The following is a 21,289-nucleotide window of genomic DNA, read 5'->3' on the forward strand; positions in this document are numbered from 1 at the left end:
TAGAAAAAACATGGCCCTAAATGGCTCTAATGAGATATTGAACCAAAAACATACCTCATGTATGCGAGAAAGAGCCATTGGGGTAAACTACTTCTGGCGTAACCCATCCACTGGAAATTGATTGAAATTCCCCTTGCTACAATCGGGCTCATATCCAAATGGAGCAGGGAAAGGAATCGTATCGCAGCTTGTTGCAACGGAAGATTCAAACTTTACTCTCTTTCCTATCATGATAGGAAATAACCATGTGGCATTATTTCTTAAATCAAACTCCTCTTTAGGGTCATCAATCAAATTGTATATTTCAGGGATCTGTAATGGGCGCCCTTTCTCCGGCATGATATCTTGATCAATAAAGTGCATCTTGTAATTTTCCCACTTATAAGCGTAGGTTTCAGATCCATTGTTAACGATAAAACCATCTCGATTAGACTTTTCACTATCTCCCTTTAAAAAGGCCCACTGATCAATACTATCTATTGTTCTATCGCTTGGTAATTTGTATCCACCGACATGAGAAAGTGAGGCAAATAGATCCACAACATGGATAATTTCATCACTCACTCTGCCCGGTTTGATGTGGTTAGGCCAAGAGGCAATAAATGGTGTTCGGAGAGAGCCTTCAAGAGCCGTAAAGTATGCACCACGCCATGGCCCGCTAGAGCCTTGGTATGGCATATGCCACTCTGGACCGTTGTCAGAAAACCAAATCACTAGTGTATTGTCTTTAATTCCTGCTTTTTCTATTGCACCAATAACTTGCCCAGCTCGAAAATCTATCTCAGCTAACACATCTGAGTAATTTCCTTTACCTGTTTTACCAATAAAATCAGGATGAGGTAGCGTCGGTAAATGTGGTTGAGTAAAAGTAATTACAGAGAAAAATGGCTTATTCTCTTTCACATTTCGATTTATAAAATTTGTGGCATGTTCAACTAGCTCACTATCAATCGTTCTACGTGAGTCCAAATTATATTCTTTGACCCCTTTAGGATCCTGCCCTGCTCTAGCTGAAAGGATTTGAGGTTTAGGTAATATAGCTTTATAACCGGGTTGAGAGCTATATTCTGACTCATCCGTCGTATTTGCAATGCCATACCATTCATCAAAGCCTTGATCCGTTGGAAAGCGCCCTTTTTGGTCTCCCAAATGCCATTTCCCGTAAAGGCTCGTGTTATATCCTTGTTCCTTAAACTTCTCTGCAATGGTTATCTCCCAGTTCACCATACCGTAAGGCACTCCCCAAACAACCTTATCTGTCCCAGATCTAAGCGCTCGCCTCCCCGTCATGAATGAGGAGCGAGTTGGCGTGCATTGCGGTTCCACATTAAAATTAGTAAGGCGTACACCTTCTCTAGCAAGTTGATCTAAGTTTTTAGTTTCAACACCTCTGGTACTCCCATAGGAACTTAGTTCCCCCCACCCAAGGTTATCAACCAACATTACCACGACATTTGGTGTCTCTTCCGCAACCACTTCTAACGGGATACATAGAAACAGGATAGTTGCTAGTTTATTTTTCATAGTGTCGCCTTTCATTGAAATTCAATCCTGTAAGTGCGTCTTATCACACTTAAAACACACTAAAGTCTAGTCCATGTTAGTTAACATTTTTGAAAAACAGGGATTACTTGGAAGCAACAAAAAACCTCTACTATATTCAACTGACTACATTGTCTCATTTGGTGTCATCTCACTCGACTTCGCCATGATGAACACAATTAGTAACGTTATATAACGATAATGGATTCATTTATCGCGGAGGATTTTCATGCGAAACTCGATTAAAAAGGTAATGGCATTGGTCGGTACATTAGCTGCGTCCACAGCCTTTGCTGCCGATAAGCCCAACATCCTTGTGTTCTGGGGTGACGATGTAGGTGTATACAACATTAGTGCATATCACAATGGTATGATGGGAGGGAAGACTCCTAACATTGATAAAATCGCCAATGAAGGTGCCATTTTCACAGACGCTTACGCACAACAGAGTTGTACTGCCGGACGAGCCTCATTTATTCTGGGTCAACATCCGTTTCGTACCGGTCTATTGACTATTGGTATGCCCGGCGCAAAAGAGGGTATTCAATCGAAAGATCCTACTATCGCAGAGTTACTTAAAAATCACGGCTATGTGTCTGGTCAGTTTGGTAAAAACCACCTTGGTGATCAAGATGAGCACCTACCAACTAACCATGGGTTTGATGAGTTCTTTGGTAACCTATACCATTTAAACGCGGAAGAAGAGCCTGAGTCTGAGTTTTATCCAAAAGATCCAGAGTTTCGTAAAAAATTCGGACCTCGAGGCGTGTTGAAGGCGACTGCGGATGGCAAAATCGAGGACACAGGTCCCCTTACTCGTAAGCGTATGGAAAACGTAGACCGAGAGTTCATGGATGCTAGCTTGGCATTTATGGAAAAAGCAGTAAAAGAAGACAAACCATTCTTTATTTGGCATAACTCAACCCGTATGCACGTCTGGACACATTTGAGTGAAGAATATCAAGGGAAGTCAGGTTACGGCTTATACGCCGATGGCATGATGGACCTAGATGATCAAGTAGGTGTCATGCTTGATAAACTTGAAGAGCTAGGCGTAGCAGATAACACCATTGTTGTTTTTAGTACTGATAATGGCGCTGAGAAATTTACCTGGCCAGATGGTGGTACTACACCGTTCAAGGGCGAAAAAGGTACGACTTGGGAAGGCGGATTCCGCGTTCCGATGATGGTACGCTGGCCTGGAAACATTAAACCAGGAACGGTTATCAACGATATCTTTTCACAAGAAGACTGGATGCCAACTCTACTCGCAGCTGTGGGCGAACCTGATGTGAAAGAAAAACTATTGAAGGGTCATAAAGCAGCGGGCAAAACCTTTAAAGCACATTTAGATGGCTACAACCAACTTGATCTGCTGACTGGTAAAGCTGATGACGGCGCACGCAAAGAAATCTTTTACTTCGATGCTGGTGGTAATTTAAACGCCGTTCGTTATAAAGACTGGAAGATCCACTTCAGTATTATGGAGGGTGCCATTAATGAGGCATACCGCAAAACACCTAGTTGGCCTTTGATTGTAAACCTTCGTATGGATCCATTTGAGGTCGGTCCAGATGCAGCACTTTACGTCAGACATTTTTACGCTGATCAAATGTGGATGTTCGTTCCTGCTCAAGCTATCGTGCGTAAGTTCCTAGAGACATTTAAGGAGTTCCCTGCAACGAAAGGTAGCTCGTTAAGTATTGAAAAAGTGGTAGAAACAATGACACAGCAACCTAGAAACTAGACCCTAGGTATCGAAGCTATTGTGGAATTAACTAAGGCCTCAATTGTGAGGCCTTTTATTTCGTTGCAATTGTTTGGTTGCAGCAAGTTATGGTCAAACAAAGATTATCATTTAGTGCTCTCTTTAAACACTTGATTCCAATCTTGTTTCATATCGACAAATAGCCAACCTTGCTCTTCACCTACTTTAAACGATTTATCTAACTTACCAACATGAGAATCTCTATCATACGCCCATTCACGCTTGTCATCCGTGTGATGGATAATCGCAGAAAATCTTGGACCTGAACCTGCTTTCGTCCACTCTAACATCTGTAAATCACCATCAGAATTACCAAACGCCATTACCGGACGTTTGCCAATGAAGTTTTGAATCGTCACAGGCTTTACTGCTTTGTCATTGACAAAGTCTATTTCCGGCATGCGTTGGATGGTAGGTTTTCCATCAACACTTTGATATTCCGCCTTTAACGTCGTTCCCACGATGTTTTGCGTTGGAATGCCGTATACTTCCGGCGCCCAAACGCGCATAAATTCAATTCCGCCTCCAGAAACGATGTAGGTCTGATAGTCGTTCGCTCTTAAATAGTCGAGCAGTTCGAGCATAGGTTGATATACCATTTCAGTGTATGGTCTACCCGTTGTTGGATGGACAGCCGTTTTCAACCATTCCTTAACTTCTTGATGAAACTGTTCAGTAGACATTCCAGAATGGGTTGCCATAACAAGCTTCATTACACCTTCGAGTCCTTGTTTACCAATCCCCTCCATGCCACCTTTTAATGCGGAAGCAAAGGGTTCGGTTGTCTTCCAATCAGGATGCTCAGAGGCCATTTCTTTTACTCTATCGATCGCAAAAAACAACTGTAGATAAACAGGCTTTTCTGCCCAAAGTGTTCCATCATTATCAAACGTCGCGATTCGTTGGCTTTCAGGCACATAGGAGTCCGAACCTTGGGTCGTTGTTTTCGTAACAAACGCCACAATAGCTTGCTTAGCGTCAGTGTTGTTCCATGACGGAAGTGGATCTTGCATATCAGCAGCAACAGCGTAACTAGACAGAGCAAAACCTGTTGCTAAGACAATCGCCTTTAACTTTATAGCCATCTTAATTCCTTATATTGAGGTGCTAGGTGCGAATCCAATCAAAAGTATAGTTCAATTGAAACAGGCGCATATTGAACTGAAATATGCAATGGCCACCAAAAAGTGACAATGTCACCAATCTAGTCCACTATTTTATTAAAATAGAAACATGGAATTTACCGATTAGAGTTTAAATTCATTGGCTTCAACTGATGTAGGGGCACTTTTACGTCCCTTTTTCTGATTGAGCTCTTCAATAACATAGTCGGGAGCGACCTTCGTTAGCTCTGTTAAACAGTCATCCGTTTTAGGGTTGCCGTATCTAACATAGATGTCACACACGGCATACAATTGTTCTGGAGCACCGGATATCAAATACGCTTGCTCAAAAGCGTTGACAGACTTCTTCAAGTCTAACTCTTCTTGCAGAACACCATTTAAGTACCAAAAGTAACTGTTCGTCTTTGCCATCGTCGCAGCTTTGTCTATTTCAAACGCCGCTTCTTTCTTTTTGTCTAATCTAACCAAAGCGAGAGATTTAGAATAATGCAGCGAGGCATCTTCTGAATTTAGCTTGATGCCCTCGTCAAGCACGTTGATAGCTTTTTGGTCTAGCTGTTGCGCTCGGAAGTTGTCTGCATAGCTTAACCAAACTTGAGGGTTGTTTGGCTCAAGCTTAGTTAACTCTGGGTATATCAGCGCCGCTTTATCCCAATCACGATGCCAACGGTAAACGTCTGCAAGTAATAACTTGGAAACATTATCGTTCTTACTGGACAAGTGTGCTGTCAGCTCTGAAACAGGCCCTTCAAGTGACTGCTGTTGCTCTGAACTCAAATTGGCGTAATCTCGAACGAGGTTAATCGCTGCTGTAATTCGCACCATGGCGGCGTCATCACTCAATAATGGTGAAATCAAACGCCAACGGTGCTCAATCATATATGGTTGTGCTCCCACGATCGCAGCTTCGCGAATACCTGCATCTTCATCCTGCAACCCACGCGCAACTGCAACCAATGCATTTTGGCTTGGATAGTTGGCTAACTCACGTAAAGCATCAATACGTTTTTCTGAAGACAACTTTTTATTTTGCGCATCATAAGACAGCTTTTCGACTCGTTGCGCCGGTGTCATTTGAGCTTCTTGTGGAGTGACAACCGTTGTCGGCGATACTTGATCTGGGTCTAGCAATGTTGTTTCTTGTGCCACCACGGCTTGACTCGTAGCAATGCCGATCGAGATCACGAGTAATGATTTAGAGAGCAGCTTAATTTTTTGCATTCAATAACCTATATTCTTTCATTTCCGGGCCTGTAGCAGGCGTAGTGACTATCTTAAAACTTCATTTCAAACACAGTCTGTGTTTGAGTAGCTTGCTGGCGTAGAATCTGGTCACTGTATTTACCGTGAACCACTGGGTTACCTGTCGCTCGTAAGATGTACGCCATCGACTGATCAACATGGGTAAAAAACTTCTTCCAACCCGCGCAGAGATAATTAAGACCAGGCTCACCTTGCCTAGTACGGATAAAACGGTTTTTGGGACATTCTCCAAAACATGCAAATTGATAATCACATTGAAGGCACTGTTGGGGCAGCGTACGACTTTTAGCAAACCCAAATTTCTGCTGCTCAGAGCTATAAGCGAGCGTATCGAGCTTTTCGTGATGAATGTTTCCAACCTTATATTCTGGGTACACGTAATGATCACACGCAAACACATCACCATTAGGCTCCATTGCTAAGCCTTTCCCGCAGATTTCACCTAACGTACACAGTGGGTTTTTTCTGCCCATCCAGGTTTCGATACTGGCTTCAAAGTACTGCACAAACACGTTGCCGATATCGTGTAAAACCCATTCATTGAAAATCGCGATCAGAAAATTTCCCCATGCTTCATCCGCAACGCAAAAAGGTTCAACAACAGCATCTTTATGACCTGGGATCAACCGTTTATCTCCTTGTTTTAGTTGCTCGTTTGGCTCCCAGGTTTGAGGGGCGGTTGTTCTGAATGTTTTCTGCTCAACTATTGGAATAAACTGCATTTGAGGGGAGCGTACTTCATCTCGCAAGAATCGGTAAACTTCAAGTGGGTTACGGCTGGTCAAGTTGTTAACACAAGTGAGCGTAGCAAACTTTACTTCGTGCTTATGTAATAATTCAACCGCATTCATAACTTGCCGGAATGTGCCTCTACCAGCTCGGTTTGTTCGATAAGCGTTGTGCATCATTTCTGGGCCATCAATGCTTAAACCGACGAGAAAGTTGTTCGCCTTTAAAAACTCACACCATTCATCGTTAAGCAGTGTGCCATTAGTCTGGAGATCATTGGAGATCGTAATACCATCGGGACGGTATTTATTCTGTAGCTCAACAATTGTCTTGAAATAATCCAAACCTAGCATTGTCGGCTCACCACCCTGCCAAGAGAAAATGATTTCAGGTGTATTCTGTCCCGCTATAGTTTGACGGATATAGGTCTCGAGCGTTTCCTCATCCATGACTGGTGAGCAGCCTGGCTTGTACTCAAGTAAATCTTGTTTGCTTAGGTAGTAACAATAGGTGCAATCGATATTGCACACTGCACCGATAGGTTTCGCCATGACATGTAATCGCTTGGATGCTTTTCCATTGAACTGCGGACCTTGAGTTATGTGCATTCATCACCTTCTTAGTTGCTAGCCTGCGCCCAACGGCGTTAAGACTAATCATTAAGTTAATCGCCTAGTGTGATGATAATGTTCAATTATTCGTGGCGCTTGTTATAGTGTGTATAACTGTTTTTCATAGACTTGCCTGATAAAATTTTTTGATCATAAATGTTGATGGAGCTCCCCTATGAAGCATTCCAAAAGTAATACTCTTTACCTTGGTGCCACTATTTCGATTTCGCTAATTATCACTGGATGTGCAACAACACAACCTAGCCCTCTTGCTCAAAAAATCGATCAAGATATGGTTCTTATTGAAGGTGGACAATTTATGATGGGCTCGGATAATCCATCAGCAAATAAATCCGAGCGCCCGGCTCGCACCGTTCGCGTGGATGATTTCTATTTGGCAAAATTTGAGGTAACCCAAGAGTTATTCGAATCGGTTACAGGCTCTTCTCTGAGTTATTTTAGAAACCCAAATACGCCCGTGAATAACATTAGCTGGCAACAAGCCAATTATTTTATAAAGAAATTGAATGAAAAAACGGGAGAGCACTATCGTTTACCCACAGAAGCAGAATGGGAGTTTGCAGCGAAAGGGGGGAATCTAAGTCAAGGATTCACTTACGCGGGGTCTGATGATATTAACGACGTTGCCTGGTATGCCAGTAACTCAAACAATAAGGCACACAAGGTAGGTCAGAAAAAACCGAATGAGCTTGGCTTATACGATATGACGGGTAATGTTGGTGAGTTTGTTATTGATGCGTTTGATGAAGGCTATTACAAATCGGCACCAAGTGATAATCCGGTAAACGCAAAAGATGAAAAAGAAAGCTTGGCACACAAGTCTGTACGAGGTGGTAGCTTTGCCTATGATGCTGACGAATCCGAAAACTATCGTCGCGATTTTGCTAGCCAGTCAGTCATCATGTCCGACATGGGGCTGAGATTAGCGAAAGACGCTGATTAAACTAAGTAAGAAAAAAGTGGAGCGATAAAAGGTAATTAGCTCCTATTGACCCCAACAATAGAGGCTTTAAGCTGATCAATAGCTTGCTTAGGTGCATAGTGACTAAGCTCTTGTATGCACCTATCGAAAGCAAAAGCGACAGCACCTTTTTTATGATTTCTCGCTAGAACCTCGCATTGAGCAAACAAGTGTTGTGGATTGCCACCGACTTCAAATGCTGTATGCAACGCTTTACTGGCTTCTAGAACATCGCTTTTTTCTAAAGCTAGACCGTACACGTACCAATAATGCGCATTAGTTTCACCAACTTCTGCGGCGCGTCTAAGTAGCTTTTTCGCATCATCGGCTTTGCCTTGACGTAACAAAGAAAGACCTGCGCTGTATGGTAATGTGCTGGATTTAGGTTGAGCTTTCATCCCTTGTTGTAGCACCGTGAGCGCAGCTTCTTCTTTACCTAGGTGACGATACAAATCTGCTAGGTTAACGTAGCTATTTTCGAAATAGGGTTCGATGCTGATCGCTTGTTTATACAGCTCGGCCGCTTTGTCGATTTCACCTAAGCTGCGGTACACATTCGCCAAATTGGTTCTTCCGAAACCACGATCGGCATTAAACTCTTGAATTTCCATGTACTCTTCTAAAGGCGATTTAATGATATCTTTTTGTAAAGGGGTCATTTGTGCGTAGTTCGCTACCAGCACCGAGGCAGCTTCCGCTCTCACTGAAAGCACCGGGTCACCAAGCAATGGCTCTAGAATCCGCCACCGATCATGAAATTCATAACCAGACGAGCCTGAAATTGCCCCTAATCGAACCATTTCATTCTCATTCTTAACGGCCCTAGCCAAAGATACTGTTGTATTTTGGTCAGTATTGCCCCCCATTCTCTCCAGGGCTGAAGCACGAATAATGTCTTTTAACGACGAATCCTGAGCAGAGTATGCCAACGCATTTGCTGCTCCTTGATGACCAATTGAATCCGCATAAAATGCGACAGCAAAATGTTGTTGATTACGATACTTCGAATTCGGGTACCATTCTGCTATCTGTTCATCGGCCCATTGATTGCTTTTATCTTCATGGCATGACATGCAAACATTGGGCGTTCCAATATGTTTGCTCAAATCCGGTCGTGGAATATGCCAACTGTGGTCTCTACGAGGATCGACTTGCATGTAAGTCGTTTCTGGCATGTGACAAGTCGTACATTGCGATGCTTCAGATCCAGCCTTATGAAAGGTATGCTTTTCAGGTGTATATTCCGATGCAATATGGCATTGCGAACATACTGCCTCTTCTGGGATCGTCAATTCTGCCGTGTGTGGATCATGGCAATTAGTGCACGTGACCCCCTTCTCCGCCATTTCAGATTGAAGAAACGAACCATAAACATAATCTTCGTCGTAAATCTGTCCATCATGATAGTAGAGTTCAGGTGTTATAAGACTTAAGCGATATTTATCAAAAAAGGAACCTTTAACATGATCACCTGTTTCATTTAACTGGGTTCGGCGACTATGGCATTGAGCGCATGTTTGCACTTGATTGGTTGCCTCAATTGATTTCGGCTGTAACGTACTATGGCCTTCCTCAAACACCCAATCCGACACTGCTTTAGACAAATTTCGATCAAAGCCATAATGGCTGTCATGCTCAAAAGACGTGCCAGCATTTTTGTATTTCTTGGCCAGTTCTATGTGCTGACTAGCGGGACCATGGCATGCTTCGCATCCCACATTAATCTCTGACCATGAGCTGTTGTAAGTGTTTTTGTCTGCGTCGTAATTCTTCTTTAGGTTCGTTGAATGGCAATCAGCACACATGAAGTTCCAATTTTGCCCGGTATTGGTCCAATAGAATTCATCCGTTGTTGTCGTTTCTGGATAAAGATGAAACCAACGCTGTCCCCCTTCAACTTTAGCTCTTGTGTCCCAAGCAAAAGGAATAAGCTGCACGCGTCCATCTTCAAACTCGACCATGTACTGCTGTAATGGCTCCCAGCCAAATGTATAGCTGATCTTATAGTCATGCCATTGCCCGTCAGCACCTTGAATATTGACCCAAAATTCGTCGCCTTTTTTAAAAAAACGATTAGTCATTCCTTTGTGCGTTACAACATGGTTATCAAAATCACCACGTACAGAGGTTGTACTTGCATGCTTCATGGCCATATCGTGATGTGACCCTTTCCAGGCCGCTACCTCGTTTTGGTGGCAATCTATACAAGCTTGTGTGCCAGCATATTCCGGATTTAAGCCTGAAGGAATATTTGGTTTCTCTATTAATAACTCTTGAGAAAAAGCCATAAAACTGACAACAACGTTGACCAGCAATAAAATGCGAAACCGGCCTGCCCACTGACTCATAGATATCCTTATATTTATAATGTACAACCTAAATCAATATAGACACTAAATCACTGGTTATACAAATAATTACAAGCAATACATAACGACTTTAGTATTGCTTTAGGACCGTAAAACAAGCGAGCATCCTATTGTTTTTCATTTCCATCCCCTCTTCTACTACGCAATAAAAATAAGGCTCTTCAGTGATCTAAATCTACTTTACGAATCTCTACAAACTAACAGGACAACCCTATTTCTTCTTAATTAACAAATGGTTACTACCTAGCAATAACTTATGGTTATATCGAGTATAAGAGGATTTTTCTATATACATCATTAACTTATGCAGCAACTAAGCATAAGGCTCACTTGTGCTTATCTTTACTCTCAACAATCTGGAGTTTTTATGGCAAATCAATTGAGCAAAATCGCTGTAGGCGCAGGACTGTTAGCGGCGTCCAGTGCTGCTATGGCAGCCGACAAACCGAATATTCTGGCAATTTTTGGTGACGATATCGGCTACTGGAATATCAGCGCATACAACCAAGGTATGATGAGTTACAAAACGCCAAACATCGACCGTATCGCGAATGAAGGTGCGTTGTTCACAGATCACTACGGACAACAGTCTTGTACTGCTGGTCGCGCTGCCTTTATTACGGGTGAAGAGCCATTTCGTACGGGTTTGTTAACAATTGGTATGCCAGGATCTGACCACGGCATACCTGATTGGGCGCCAACCATTGCAGACCTGTTAAAAGAACAAGGTTACATGACGGGTCAATTTGGTAAAAACCATTTAGGTGACCAAGATAAGCACTTACCGACAAAACACGGCTTTGACGAATTCTTCGGTAACTTATACCACCTAAACGCAGAAGAAGAGCCTGAAACTTATTACTACCCTAAAGACCCAGAGTTTCGTAAAAACTATGGCCCTCGTGGTGTCATTAAGTCTTATGCCGACGGTAAGATTGAAGACACTGGCCCGATGACACGAAAACGTATGGAGCACGCAGATGAAGAGTTCCTAGAAAGCTCTTTGGCATTTATGGAAAAAGCAGTTAAAGCGGATAAACCCTTCTTTATTTGGCATAACGCCACTCGTATGCACGTTTGGACTCGCTTGCAGGAAAAATACCAAGGCAAATCAGGTGTAAGCATTTATGCCGATGGTATGCTGGAACACGATGACCATGTAGGTGTTTTACTCGACAAGCTGGATGAGCTAGGTGTTGCAGACAACACTATCGTTATCTACTCAACGGACAACGGCGCAGAAACCATGACTTGGCCAGATGGTGGCGCAACACCATTCCATGGTGAAAAAGGTACAACTTGGGAAGGCGGTATGCGTGTTCCTCAACTGGTTCGTTGGCCAGGCGTAATTAAGCCAGGAACCAAGATCAATGAAATGATGGCACACCAAGACTGGTTGCCTACATTATTGGCAGCTGCTGGCGTACCTGATGTAAAAGAAAAACTGGCAGAAGGCTACAAAGCAAATGGCAAAGAGTGGCGTGTACATTTAGATGGTTATAACTTCATGCCATACTTTGAAGGTAAGGAAGAAAAAGGCCCTCGTGAGTCGCTGCTTTACTTTACGTCTAATGGTGAATTAAACGCTGTCCGCTGGAATGACTGGAAACTTCACTTTGCAACGCTTGAAGGGAACCTAAGTAACGCAGTTCGTTTTGCTCCGAACTGGCCTAAAATCATCCACCTACGCGCTGACCCATTCGAAAAAGGCCCAAGCGAATCACAAATGTACTTGCGTTGGATGGCTGACAACATGTGGCTATTTGTACCTGTACAAGACGTTGTGGGAGAGTTCTTTAAAACACTTCCAGAATACCCAATGCAGCGTGGCACAGCGATGAACCCTGCTTCACTAAACTACGACTCTCTAAAAATGCAAGAGAAGCTGCAACAACTAGACAAAGTTGAACAAGAAATCAGCAAGTTTAAGTAAACTAAGTTAACGTTAGTTAATCAGTAACATAAGCCAGCAGACCATTCTGCTGGCTTATGTGTATCGCCACATAGGAACTTACTTAAATCGCCTGTTTAGCCTATACAAAGTGGGCATTGTGAGTACAGACTGAAAAACAAAAAAGGAGAGCTAACCTGCTCTCCTTTGTATTTTAACCGTGGATAAACTAAGCCACATTAACCGATTTAGCTAAACTGCTACTTTGGAAAAACTCATCATGCAATGCGCAAATCGCGTGCTGGTATTCCTTATCACCGACAACAAATTGAACATTTACATTTCTCAATGATGAGTGCAGTGCAACTGGCGTAACGCCATTATTCATCAATGCAAGCACACCTTTCGCCAACGTCTTATTGGTATCAATTTGAGAACCGATGGCTGAGATAAGCGCGACCATACGACCTTTAATCGAGGCATTCGGATAACGTTTCTCGGCTTTATACAATACTTTGTTTAAGCTATCAGTACTGCCACCTAGATAGTAAGTAATAGAGTTAGCGTTCATCTCTTTACCAACCAAACTTACACGAGCATCGGAGATGATTTCCATCAATTCGTAACTAACGTTATCGGCTTTTCCTACCATTGCTTGGTCAAACAAATGCAGTGCAAATACTTTTTCTTTACCTGCGATGATCTCGACTTTGTCTTCTTCTGGGCGGTAGCTTGAAGAGATCAAAGTACCTTCGTGTTCAGGTTCGAATGTATTTTTAATCTGTAGCTCAATACCACTTTCACGTAAACCCGCAGCGGCATTTGGGTGAATAGCTTCCATGCCAAGGTTGGCAAGTTGGTCCGCTACGTCATAGTTTGTACTACCAATTGGTAATACTTTTTCAGGGCCAACAACGCGTGGGTCCGCTGAGCTCAAGTGGTACTCTTTGTGAATTACTGCTAAATCCGCTTTTGTTATTGCTGCAATTCGGCTAAATGTCATCTCACTATAACCTCGGTCATAAGTGTGCATTAGCCCCTCTTTACAGTAAGCATAACCTGTCACGATTGGCAGTTCTTTTGATACATCGATATCAGCAAACGCGTCACTGATCGACTCATCAAGGCTTCTTGGCGCTTGATTATCCCAACCAGACAGGTCAACGAACTTAGCGTTAATACCCATATTTTTTAGTTTTAGTGCTGTGTTGTAAGCACTATGTGCCTCACCGATAGACGAGAGAAACTCTCGAATTTGAGGCAAGTACTGGCGCAACGAAAATTGACCGTACTGACAGGTTTCTAAAATATTCGCGATACAGTTTTTCGCTTCAGCAATGCGGGAGCGAATGAATTTATCCGCACGGATACGATTCATTGGGTCCGCAAAAATATTTTCATTGGTCAGCAACATACGGCTTTCAACGTACGCTAACGCTTCTTCCCATTTGTCGTCGCGTTTCGCGATAAGCTGATAAACGCCTGGTTTACTGGTTTTTTTACACTCGAGCAGCGCATCGGTCATACCACCGTATGCAGATACGACAAAAATACGATTGTATGGCGTTTTGGGACGAAGAATAATATTGTCGAGAACAGCATCAAATGCTGTCATTGATGTACCGCCGATTTTTTCTACGGTAAATGTCATGATAAGCCTTTTTTGATTGGTAACTTTAAAAAGAAAAAAGAAGAGATAGTAAAGTGTGGGGTGGCAAAGCACCCCACCATCATCTTTTAGTCAACGAGAGGATAAACACCGTTTTCATCGTGCACTTCAGCGCCAGTAATCGGTGGGTTAAACACACACGCCATTACCATTTCTTTATTCTTATAAGCTCTCAAGTAGTGCTCATCGTGCTTATCAAGGATGTATAATGTACCTGGTTTGATTGGGTACGTTTCTCCACCTACAACTTCAATCTCACCTTCACCACTCATACAAAACACCGATTCAAGGTGGTTTTGATAGTGAATATGAGTTTCTGTATCTTCATAAATCGTTGTGATGTGGAAAGAGAAACCCATGTTGTCGTCTTTCAACAACATGCGGACACTTTCCCAGTTATCTGAAACAACACGTCGTTCGCTGTTGCGGCATTCATCTAGAGTTCTGACGATCATAATTAAAATCCTTATTAAGATGCTTGTTTGAAATGTTTCGCAGCGATAGTCTCTACTGCATTTTCAAAGATGCTTAGTCCTTGATCTAGCTCTGATTCGCTGATGGTTAGTGGACAGAAGAACTTCACAACTTCATCTTCTGGACCCGCTGTCTCTATCACCATTCCATTCTCGAAACAGTTTTTCGCAATTTCAGATGCCATGTCACCATTGATACATTCAATACCAACCATCATGCCGCGGCCTTTTTTCTGCACAAACATTTGAGGAAAGCGACGAACACAACGGTCAATCACTGCACTTACCTTGTCTGAACACTGCTTGATGTGTGTTTCAAAATCATCGTTTGCCCAGTAAATTTCTAGTGCTTTTGCAGCAGTAATAAAGGCGTGATTATTGCCACGGAACGTACCGTTATGCTCGCCTGGCTTCCACTGGTCAAGCTCAGGCTTAAGTAATACGACAGCCATCGGCAAACCGTAACCACCGATCGACTTCGATAGCGTCACGATATCCGGTTGGATACCAGACGGCTCGAAACTAAAGAAAGTACCGGTACGTCCGCAACCTGCTTGAATGTCATCGACAATCACAAGAATGTCATTGGCTTTACAGATTTTGCTCAAACGTTGTAACCACTCGTTTGAAGCAGCATTTAAACCACCTTCACCCTGCACAGTTTCAAGAAGTACAGCGGCTGGTTTATCCATACCTGCAGAGTTGTCATTTAGCATGGTTTCGAACAGCGCGAGACCATCTACGCCAGCGTAACCTTCAAATGGAATACGAGTGACGTTACTTAGACTAGAACCGTTACCTTGTCTGTGATGCTGGTTACCCGTTGCAGCCAGTGCGCCAGCAGTACAACCATGGAAGCCGTTAGTAAACGCAACGACGCTGTCGCGGCCTTTTACTTTTTTAGCCAGCTTCAATGCCGCCTCAACAGCGTTAGTACCTGTTGGGCCCGTAAACTGAACCTTGTAATCCAAGTTTCTTGGTTTAAGGATGTAAGTATCCAACGCTTCCAGAAACGATGCTTTCGCTTCTGAGTGCATATCCAAACCGTGAGTAATACCGTCCATTTCAATGTACTCAAGCAACGCTTGTTTTAGTACTGGATTGTTATGGCCGTAATTTAGAGATCCCGCTCCAGCAAGGAAGTCTAAGTATCGTTCACCTTGTTCTGTTTCTAGCCAGCAGCCTTTCGCTTTACGAAAAACGACCGGGAAATTGTTTGAATATGAGCGTACGTTGGATTCCTGCTTTTTGAAAATATCCATGATGAGACCGTTTTTAATTCCTATTGTTTGAGGATTATTTGAGAGGAATGCGATACAAATATTCTGTATCGTGTTTGCCTTTAAAGTGGGCTTCTTCATCCAAAAATGTGCTTACTTGGCCAGAATTGCCGTTCATCGCATCTAACTTTTTGAACAGTGCCCAAGAGGCTTTATTATCTTCCGTGATGGTAGTTTCTACCGATTTAACACCGCCTAATTCCTCTCGGGTGAGAAGTTCTTTCAACATGCGGAATGCTAAACCATGACCTCTAAAGCGAGGTGAGACTGCAACTTGCCAGACAAATAAAACGTCTTGCTCGTCTGGTTTCTGATAACCGGAAATGAAACCTGCGATTTCGCCTTTTTGCTCAACCAAAATACTGGTTTTGCTGAAATGCGTAGACTGTAGGAAATTGCAATAAGATGAGTTCATGTCCAATGGAGGACAGTCTGCAATCAAGCTGTAAATGTCGTCACCATCAGAGATTTTAGGCTCACGAAAAATCCATTTTTTACTTGAGTCTTCTCCAATCTCTGGATAAAGGACCCAAGGTGCTGATGTGATCATATGAAAATACATATCCTTTGAGGTCTAATTAAATTTCCTTTTTATTATGGGCATCCCTCGCGACTAAAAATCAAATAATCCGCCTTTTTATCGGTATTTTTGTGATTTAGATCACAAAAATAAACCTATTAACCAAAAGTTAAAATAGTTTGAGGTCTAATTTATTAAATAGTCACCTAAATGCGCAGTACAAAAAACAACCAGAATAAGACCGTTTTCCATGCTGTTCATTTCTCAGAAAAAAATAGAAATCCAAAAAAAAAGCGGCATGCTTTCGCATACCGCTTTTATCAATAATTTAACTGCTGATACTAGTTATTTTGATTTCTTAGAAACCGCCTTTGGACGAGGTTCATCCATCAAACCTTTTATCAAAGATACCGTTGCAACAAGCAAAACAATAGTAAATGGTAAACCAGTCGTCACCGCCATTGCTTGAGCAGCAGCTAGACCACCACCCAACATCAATGCAATCGCAACCAAACCTTCAAACGTACACCAGAACACGCGTTGTGGCGTTGGTGCATCGACCTTACCGCCCGCAGCAATAGTATCAATAACCAGTGATCCTGAGTCAGAAGAGGTAATGAAGAACACCACGACTAAGATAATGCCGACAAAAGATGTTATCTCAGCCAATGGCATAACATCTAACATGGCAAAAAGTTTTAAAGGCAGTTCTGCGTTAAACACCGCCTCATAGCCATCATTAACGTATTGGCTAATTGCGTTACCGCCAAAAGCCGTCATCCATAACACACAAACTGAAGATGGGATAAGAATAACGCAAATAATAAACTCACGAACCGAACGACCGCGAGACACACGTGCGATGAACATACCCACAAATGGTGACCAAGAAATCCACCACGCCCAGTAAAACGCCGTCCAGCCTTGAGAGTAATTCACATCCTCTCGTCCAAATGGCATAGATAAGGCAGGGATATTAGCCACATAGGAAACGATGTTCTCGAAGAAACCAGTTAAAATCGCAATCGTCGGGCCAACAACAATAACAAATAGCAATAGCAGCGCTGCAAGACCCATATTGATTTCAGATAAGATTTTCACGCCCTTATCGAGTCCAGCCACAACAGAGATTAAAGCGAGCGCAGTGATACCAATAATCAATATAACCTGCGTGGTATTGGTCATTGGGACATCAAACAGGAAGTTCAAACCCGTTGCGGCTTGAGATGCACCGTAGCCTAGCGATGTTGCTAAACCAAAAACCGTCGCTACCACTGCAAGAATATCGATAATATGACCAGTCCAACCCCATACACGCTCACCAAACAAAGGGTAAAAAATTGAGCGCATGGTGAGTGGCAAACCTTTGTTAAATGAAAAGATAGCCAGCCCAAGAGCCAAGAGCGCGTATATTGACCACGGATGAAGTGCCCAGTGGTAAATCGTCGCAGCCATCCCTAATGCCGAAGCTGCAGTTGCATCGCCCTCTGCACCACCTAGCGGTGCCCAGTCAGTACGTACACCATTCTCAACGCTCACGCCACCAATCGCAGAACTAAAATGGGACATCGGCTCTGATACACCGAAGAACACAAGACCAATACCCATACCCGCAGCAAATAGCATTGCCAACCATCCGGCATAGGAGTAATCCGGTGTTGCTTCAGTACCACCGATTCGTACACGGCCTAATGGTGTGAAGATCAATCCGACACAGACAATGACAAAAATATTACCTGAAGCGAGAAAAAACCAGTCTAAATTGTGTAACAAACCCGCTCGTAGGTCTGCAAAAAACGGCTCTACCTGTTCTCGGAATAATAGTGTTATCACAACAAACATGACGATTGCTAAGCCAGAAATTGCAAAAACACGGTTGTGAATATCAAGGCCAAATGGGCCTACCTTTAGCGCAACGTTATCCTGACCAATTTGATAGTCAGTATCTATTGCGTTTACTTTTCCATCGGGGCGTTGAATGCCACCGTTATTATCGGTGCTCACGGATAATCTCCTTAAAAATACGTGACCAAGTTTAAATTACTTTCGTCGGAGTTCGAGTAATGAAACGTCTTCATCACTACCAAGCACATGTTCATAAAACATTGTTCTTATAAGCGGTTACTCAATCCGCCATCATAATCTTAAAGCCCCCTATCTCTCATTGCATTTTATTGTTTTCACCATAAATAACGCCTATTGCCAAACCGAAGATATTGGCATGTTTCGATTAAAGTGATACTGCAGTTGTGCTTGAAACAGCTCCGCAGTTGCTAACGCATCCGTCAGGGCATGGTGAGGTTGATAAGCAGGGAGGCCATATCTTTCACGAGCGTGCCCTAATCGTACAGAACCGGGTTTCTTGCCTTTCAACTTATTGATAAAACCTCTGCATTCACGGCGTTGTATCGCATACTCAATATCTAACGTATCAACAACAGGAAACTGTATCCCCTCTCCGATGCTATTTAGCAAGGCGTTATTAAAGAACTGCCTTTCAATGTTCTTGTAGTGAACAAGTACCACTTTGCCTGACAACGCATCCAATATTTCACCCAAGATCTGAGACAGCTGCGGCGCGTTTTTAACCTCAGAGTCAGTGATACCGTGAATAATGACAGACTCGTGGTTTAACTCTCTGTTTGGGTTAACGACCCAATGAGCAGAGCCATTACATTGAACACGATCAATAGTAAACGGCACAAGTCCGATCGTGAGAATGACATCCTCTTCCGAGTTCAATCCTGTTGTCTCAAAGTCTACCGAGACAAATGGCACTTGTTCAATTGGTGTTTCCCCATTAACCATCGGTGTCGAATAATAGCGTTTGAGCCTCTGGTCTTTCGCTTCTTTAGCGAGTTGTTTGAACAACATTGACCACTCTGGCGTCTGGGATGTATCCAACAACGGATGTTCTTTTTCTGCCTTTTTTGAGAACCACATCATTTGCTACTTCTCTGGTATCGAAACTTAATGAAGTTCTGTGCGTTACTTAGAATTTGAAATGCTGCTTTTAAGTTTCGACGTTCAAATTCAGACATGTTCTCCGGCTCAATATTGTTGTCTGGCTCTTCTCCATTTTCTATATCAAGGGCTTGGTGACGAATTCGAACCATGTAGATTAGCTCCATCGCATCCCTTAAATCCAAACCTCGACCTTTCGGTAAAATGCCAGCATCATTAATGTCATCTAAACGGTCGAAAGAGTTTTGCGATCGCGAACCGATTGCCAAAGAATGCACCCGTATTAAATCGGCCAACGGAGCCGTCCCCCTTCGCTTCAAGTTAATCGAGTTGCGATGACGACCATCTTTCTCCATCACAAAGTCTTTGAAAAAGCCCAGTGGAGGCGTCCTACGTATTGCGTTGTACGCCATACAAGCAAGAAAGCGGTTATTTCTTTTCGCTCGTCTCACAATAAAGCTGCTTAATTGCTCCGCCCATTTCACTCGCCCATGCACACCGAGGAGATCAAAAAAGATATTACTATTTAACAACCTCTCAGGGGTTGGATTGTCTATCCAGTTTCCAAAGCATTCTTCCCATTCTGCACGAGTTTTTCGCCATTCTGGGTTGGTAGCCATAATGTCTCCAGTACAATAAGCATAGCCGCATGCCGCTAAACCATCACAAACAAATTTAGCAAACTTTTCAAAGTACTCTCCGTGAATCTCAACGTCATAACTGTTGTCGAGAATAAGCGCGTTATCTTGATCCGTTACAATTAGCTGCTCATCCCTCGCCATTGAACCCATTGCGACTAAACAATAAGGAATGGGCGCTGGGCCGAACTCTTGCTCAGCTAATTCAGCGAGGCGTTGTTTGAAACTACTGCCTATAACCGACATGGCTCGACCAATCATGTGCGCGTTGGCATCTTCATTGACCATTCTTACGAAACAGTCTTTTACTTGTTCAGAAACCTGCTTGAGATCCTCGACACTGGTTTGCTGAAAAATAGAGCTCACTAGCAATAGGCTGTTCTGAGATTCGTAACGAACGATGTCCGTCATGCCAATAATTCCTATCGGCTTTTTATCTTTTAAAATTGGTAAATGATGCACGTTGTAACGCAACATGGTTAACATGGCCTCAAACACATAGGCGTTATAATCCAATGAAACCACGTCATAACTCATGACCTCACTCACTGGAATATTGGTATCAATACCTTGAGCTAGTACGCGAATGCAAAGATCGCGATCAGTCAAAATTCCAAGCAGCTGTTCGTCATCTTCTTCTGTGAGCTCCTCTGTCGGGCGAATAATGAGCAGAGAGGTGACATTTTCCTCTGCCATTAGTATCGCAGCTTCCTGAATTGAAGCCGTTGCCTCCAGAGTTACTGGCTCTCTTGCTAAGATTTTACGTGCCTTAGCGGTGGTAAAGTCATTGCTTTCGGAGCGGCTAGATATTGCGCTTCGCAAACGCGCGCTATCTTCCAGTTCCATGTAGTCCGCAAAGTTTTCAAACTCATCACAAAGTTCATTGAAGATGTTTTCCGGAATACAGTAAACGAGAGTGTCTTCTATCGCTTTGGCTGGCATCCGTACGCGGTTGTTCATCAACAACCCCATCTGACCAAACAGTCCACCAGCATCAATCCTGTTATAGAGTTCACCTTTACGTCGATAAATCTCTACCGCCCCACTTCTCACCATATACAAGTCGCGGATCGTATCTCCGAAGTTAAGGATTTTTGTTCCTTGCCGAAAGTATGCAACCTCGGTATTGAGAGCAATTTTTCTAAGCTGCTCTTCAGGTAGGTCATCAAAAGGTGGGTACTGGCTAATGAAATTGAGCACTTCTAACTGTTCGGCTTCCATTTTTTATTCCATACGTTGCCTAAACTACAGCGATAAATATCACCCTGAGTGAAATCAAGCAATAAATAAATCTAAGGATAACAGTACCTAACCGATTTCACAGGACCAAGCCTTAACCAAAAATTAGAGCTCTAACCTTTTTACATGTAGAGTTCTAAGCTATCACAGCTTATATCTATGCAAGCGAGTTGAGTTGAAATGTACAAAAAAATTCAAAATAAATTCAACCCTACGTCAGGGCAACG

General features: G+C 43.0%; 15 protein-coding genes. 3 read left to right on the forward strand and 12 right to left on the reverse strand.

Annotated features, from left to right (window positions below; translation table 11 throughout):
• Positions 1-87: 87 nt before the first annotated feature.
• The gene (locus tag KI742_RS09850) at positions 88-1,524 is read right to left on the reverse strand and encodes an arylsulfatase (protein ID WP_250156075.1); all 1,437 of its coding nucleotides are present in this window, start codon (positions 1,522-1,524) and stop codon (positions 88-90) included.
• A gap of 247 nt (positions 1,525-1,771) precedes the next feature.
• Here KI742_RS09850 and KI742_RS09855 point away from each other — a divergent pair, with 247 nt between their 5' ends.
• The gene (locus KI742_RS09855) at positions 1,772-3,289 is read left to right on the forward strand and encodes an arylsulfatase (RefSeq protein ID WP_285385893.1); all 1,518 of its coding nucleotides are present in this window, start codon (positions 1,772-1,774) and stop codon (positions 3,287-3,289) included.
• Between the two features lie 107 nt (positions 3,290-3,396).
• Here KI742_RS09855 and KI742_RS09860 read toward each other — a convergent pair whose 3' ends face one another.
• The 3 genes from KI742_RS09860 to KI742_RS09870 form a co-directional block, all read right to left on the reverse strand.
• Positions 3,397-4,395 (reverse strand): HAD family phosphatase, encoded by a 999-nt coding sequence (locus KI742_RS09860; protein WP_285385894.1) that lies wholly within the window; start codon positions 4,393-4,395, stop codon positions 3,397-3,399.
• Between the two features lie 162 nt (positions 4,396-4,557).
• Positions 4,558-5,655, reverse strand: coding sequence for a hypothetical protein (locus tag KI742_RS09865; protein WP_213966586.1), 1,098 nt, complete (start codon positions 5,653-5,655; stop codon positions 4,558-4,560).
• A 53-nt stretch (positions 5,656-5,708) separates the two neighbouring features.
• The gene (locus KI742_RS09870; protein ID WP_285385895.1) at positions 5,709-7,034 is read right to left on the reverse strand and encodes an anaerobic sulfatase maturase; all 1,326 of its coding nucleotides are present in this window, start codon (positions 7,032-7,034) and stop codon (positions 5,709-5,711) included.
• Between the two features lie 178 nt (positions 7,035-7,212).
• Here KI742_RS09870 and KI742_RS09875 point away from each other — a divergent pair, with 178 nt between their 5' ends.
• Positions 7,213-8,001 (forward strand): SUMF1/EgtB/PvdO family nonheme iron enzyme, encoded by a 789-nt coding sequence (locus tag KI742_RS09875; protein ID WP_033905216.1) that lies wholly within the window; start codon positions 7,213-7,215, stop codon positions 7,999-8,001.
• 35 nt (positions 8,002-8,036) lie between these two features.
• Here KI742_RS09875 and KI742_RS09880 read toward each other — a convergent pair whose 3' ends face one another.
• Positions 8,037-10,367 carry a tetratricopeptide repeat protein gene (locus KI742_RS09880; protein ID WP_285385900.1) on the reverse strand — a complete coding sequence of 777 codons (2,331 nt, stop codon included), beginning with the start codon at positions 10,365-10,367 and terminating at the stop codon, positions 8,037-8,039.
• A 388-nt stretch (positions 10,368-10,755) separates the two neighbouring features.
• Here KI742_RS09880 and KI742_RS09885 point away from each other — a divergent pair, with 388 nt between their 5' ends.
• Positions 10,756-12,321: an arylsulfatase gene (locus KI742_RS09885; RefSeq protein WP_005377767.1), complete on the forward strand. Its 1,566-nt coding sequence runs from the start codon at positions 10,756-10,758 to the stop codon at positions 12,319-12,321.
• A gap of 187 nt (positions 12,322-12,508) precedes the next feature.
• On the opposite strand, the gene KI742_RS09890 is transcribed toward KI742_RS09885, so the two are convergent.
• The 7 genes from KI742_RS09890 to KI742_RS09920 all read right to left on the reverse strand — a co-directional run bounded on the left by KI742_RS09890 (position 12,509) and on the right by KI742_RS09920 (position 21,044).
• On the reverse strand, positions 12,509-13,930 hold the full coding sequence (locus tag KI742_RS09890) for an aspartate kinase (protein WP_005377768.1): 1,422 nt from the start codon (positions 13,928-13,930) through the stop codon (positions 12,509-12,511).
• A gap of 86 nt (positions 13,931-14,016) precedes the next feature.
• Complete coding sequence (locus tag KI742_RS09895; protein ID WP_005377769.1) at positions 14,017-14,403, reverse strand: ectoine synthase; 387 nt, start codon at positions 14,401-14,403, stop codon at positions 14,017-14,019.
• A gap of 14 nt (positions 14,404-14,417) precedes the next feature.
• A complete protein-coding gene (ectB, locus tag KI742_RS09900) occupies positions 14,418-15,683 on the reverse strand; it encodes a diaminobutyrate--2-oxoglutarate transaminase (protein WP_025766718.1) in 1,266 nt (421 codons plus the stop codon).
• Positions 15,684-15,717: 34 nt separating this feature from the next.
• Positions 15,718-16,251 (reverse strand): diaminobutyrate acetyltransferase, encoded by a 534-nt coding sequence (gene ectA / locus KI742_RS09905; protein WP_005393379.1) that lies wholly within the window; start codon positions 16,249-16,251, stop codon positions 15,718-15,720.
• Positions 16,252-16,566: 315 nt separating this feature from the next.
• The gene (locus KI742_RS09910) at positions 16,567-18,225 is read right to left on the reverse strand and encodes a BCCT family transporter (RefSeq protein ID WP_005377772.1); all 1,659 of its coding nucleotides are present in this window, start codon (positions 18,223-18,225) and stop codon (positions 16,567-16,569) included.
• A 192-nt stretch (positions 18,226-18,417) separates the two neighbouring features.
• Positions 18,418-19,167, reverse strand: a complete 750-nt coding sequence (locus KI742_RS09915) for a 3'-5' exonuclease (protein ID WP_137281941.1) — start codon at positions 19,165-19,167, stop codon at positions 18,418-18,420.
• Entirely contained in the window at positions 19,164-21,044 is a 1,881-nt protein-coding gene (locus KI742_RS09920) for a DUF294 nucleotidyltransferase-like domain-containing protein (protein WP_222712222.1), read from the reverse strand. Before KI742_RS09920 ends, KI742_RS09915 begins: the two co-directional genes overlap by 4 nt.
• Positions 21,045-21,289 lie beyond the last annotated feature (245 nt).

Origin of the sequence: Vibrio sp. D417a (genome assembly GCF_030248595.1) — a bacterium.
Classification (GTDB): Bacteria; Pseudomonadota; Gammaproteobacteria; order Enterobacterales; family Vibrionaceae; genus Vibrio; species Vibrio alginolyticus.

What these genes read in the sequence shown, in the direction of transcription:
- ectA (WP_005393379.1), bottom strand. Translation starts at nt 16,251, where the DNA reads ATGATCACATCAGCACCTTGGGTCCTTTATCCAGAGATTGGAGAAGAC.
- KI742_RS09880 (WP_285385900.1), bottom strand. Translation starts at nt 10,367, where the DNA reads ATGAGTCAGTGGGCAGGCCGGTTTCGCATTTTATTGCTGGTCAACGTT.
- KI742_RS09890 (WP_005377768.1), bottom strand. Translation starts at nt 13,930, where the DNA reads ATGACATTTACCGTAGAAAAAATCGGCGGTACATCAATGACAGCATTT.
- ectB (WP_025766718.1), bottom strand. Translation starts at nt 15,683, where the DNA reads ATGGATATTTTCAAAAAGCAGGAATCCAACGTACGCTCATATTCAAAC.
- KI742_RS09885 (WP_005377767.1), top strand. Translation starts at nt 10,756, where the DNA reads ATGGCAAATCAATTGAGCAAAATCGCTGTAGGCGCAGGACTGTTAGCG.
- KI742_RS09860 (WP_285385894.1), bottom strand. Translation starts at nt 4,395, where the DNA reads ATGGCTATAAAGTTAAAGGCGATTGTCTTAGCAACAGGTTTTGCTCTG.
- KI742_RS09855 (WP_285385893.1), top strand. Translation starts at nt 1,772, where the DNA reads ATGCGAAACTCGATTAAAAAGGTAATGGCATTGGTCGGTACATTAGCT.
- KI742_RS09895 (WP_005377769.1), bottom strand. Translation starts at nt 14,403, where the DNA reads ATGATCGTCAGAACTCTAGATGAATGCCGCAACAGCGAACGACGTGTT.
- KI742_RS09875 (WP_033905216.1), top strand. Translation starts at nt 7,213, where the DNA reads ATGAAGCATTCCAAAAGTAATACTCTTTACCTTGGTGCCACTATTTCG.
- KI742_RS09915 (WP_137281941.1), bottom strand. Translation starts at nt 19,167, where the DNA reads ATGATGTGGTTCTCAAAAAAGGCAGAAAAAGAACATCCGTTGTTGGAT.
- KI742_RS09870 (WP_285385895.1), bottom strand. Translation starts at nt 7,034, where the DNA reads ATGCACATAACTCAAGGTCCGCAGTTCAATGGAAAAGCATCCAAGCGA.
- KI742_RS09920 (WP_222712222.1), bottom strand. Translation starts at nt 21,044, where the DNA reads ATGGAAGCCGAACAGTTAGAAGTGCTCAATTTCATTAGCCAGTACCCA.
- KI742_RS09850 (WP_250156075.1), bottom strand. Translation starts at nt 1,524, where the DNA reads ATGAAAAATAAACTAGCAACTATCCTGTTTCTATGTATCCCGTTAGAA.
- KI742_RS09865 (WP_213966586.1), bottom strand. Translation starts at nt 5,655, where the DNA reads ATGCAAAAAATTAAGCTGCTCTCTAAATCATTACTCGTGATCTCGATC.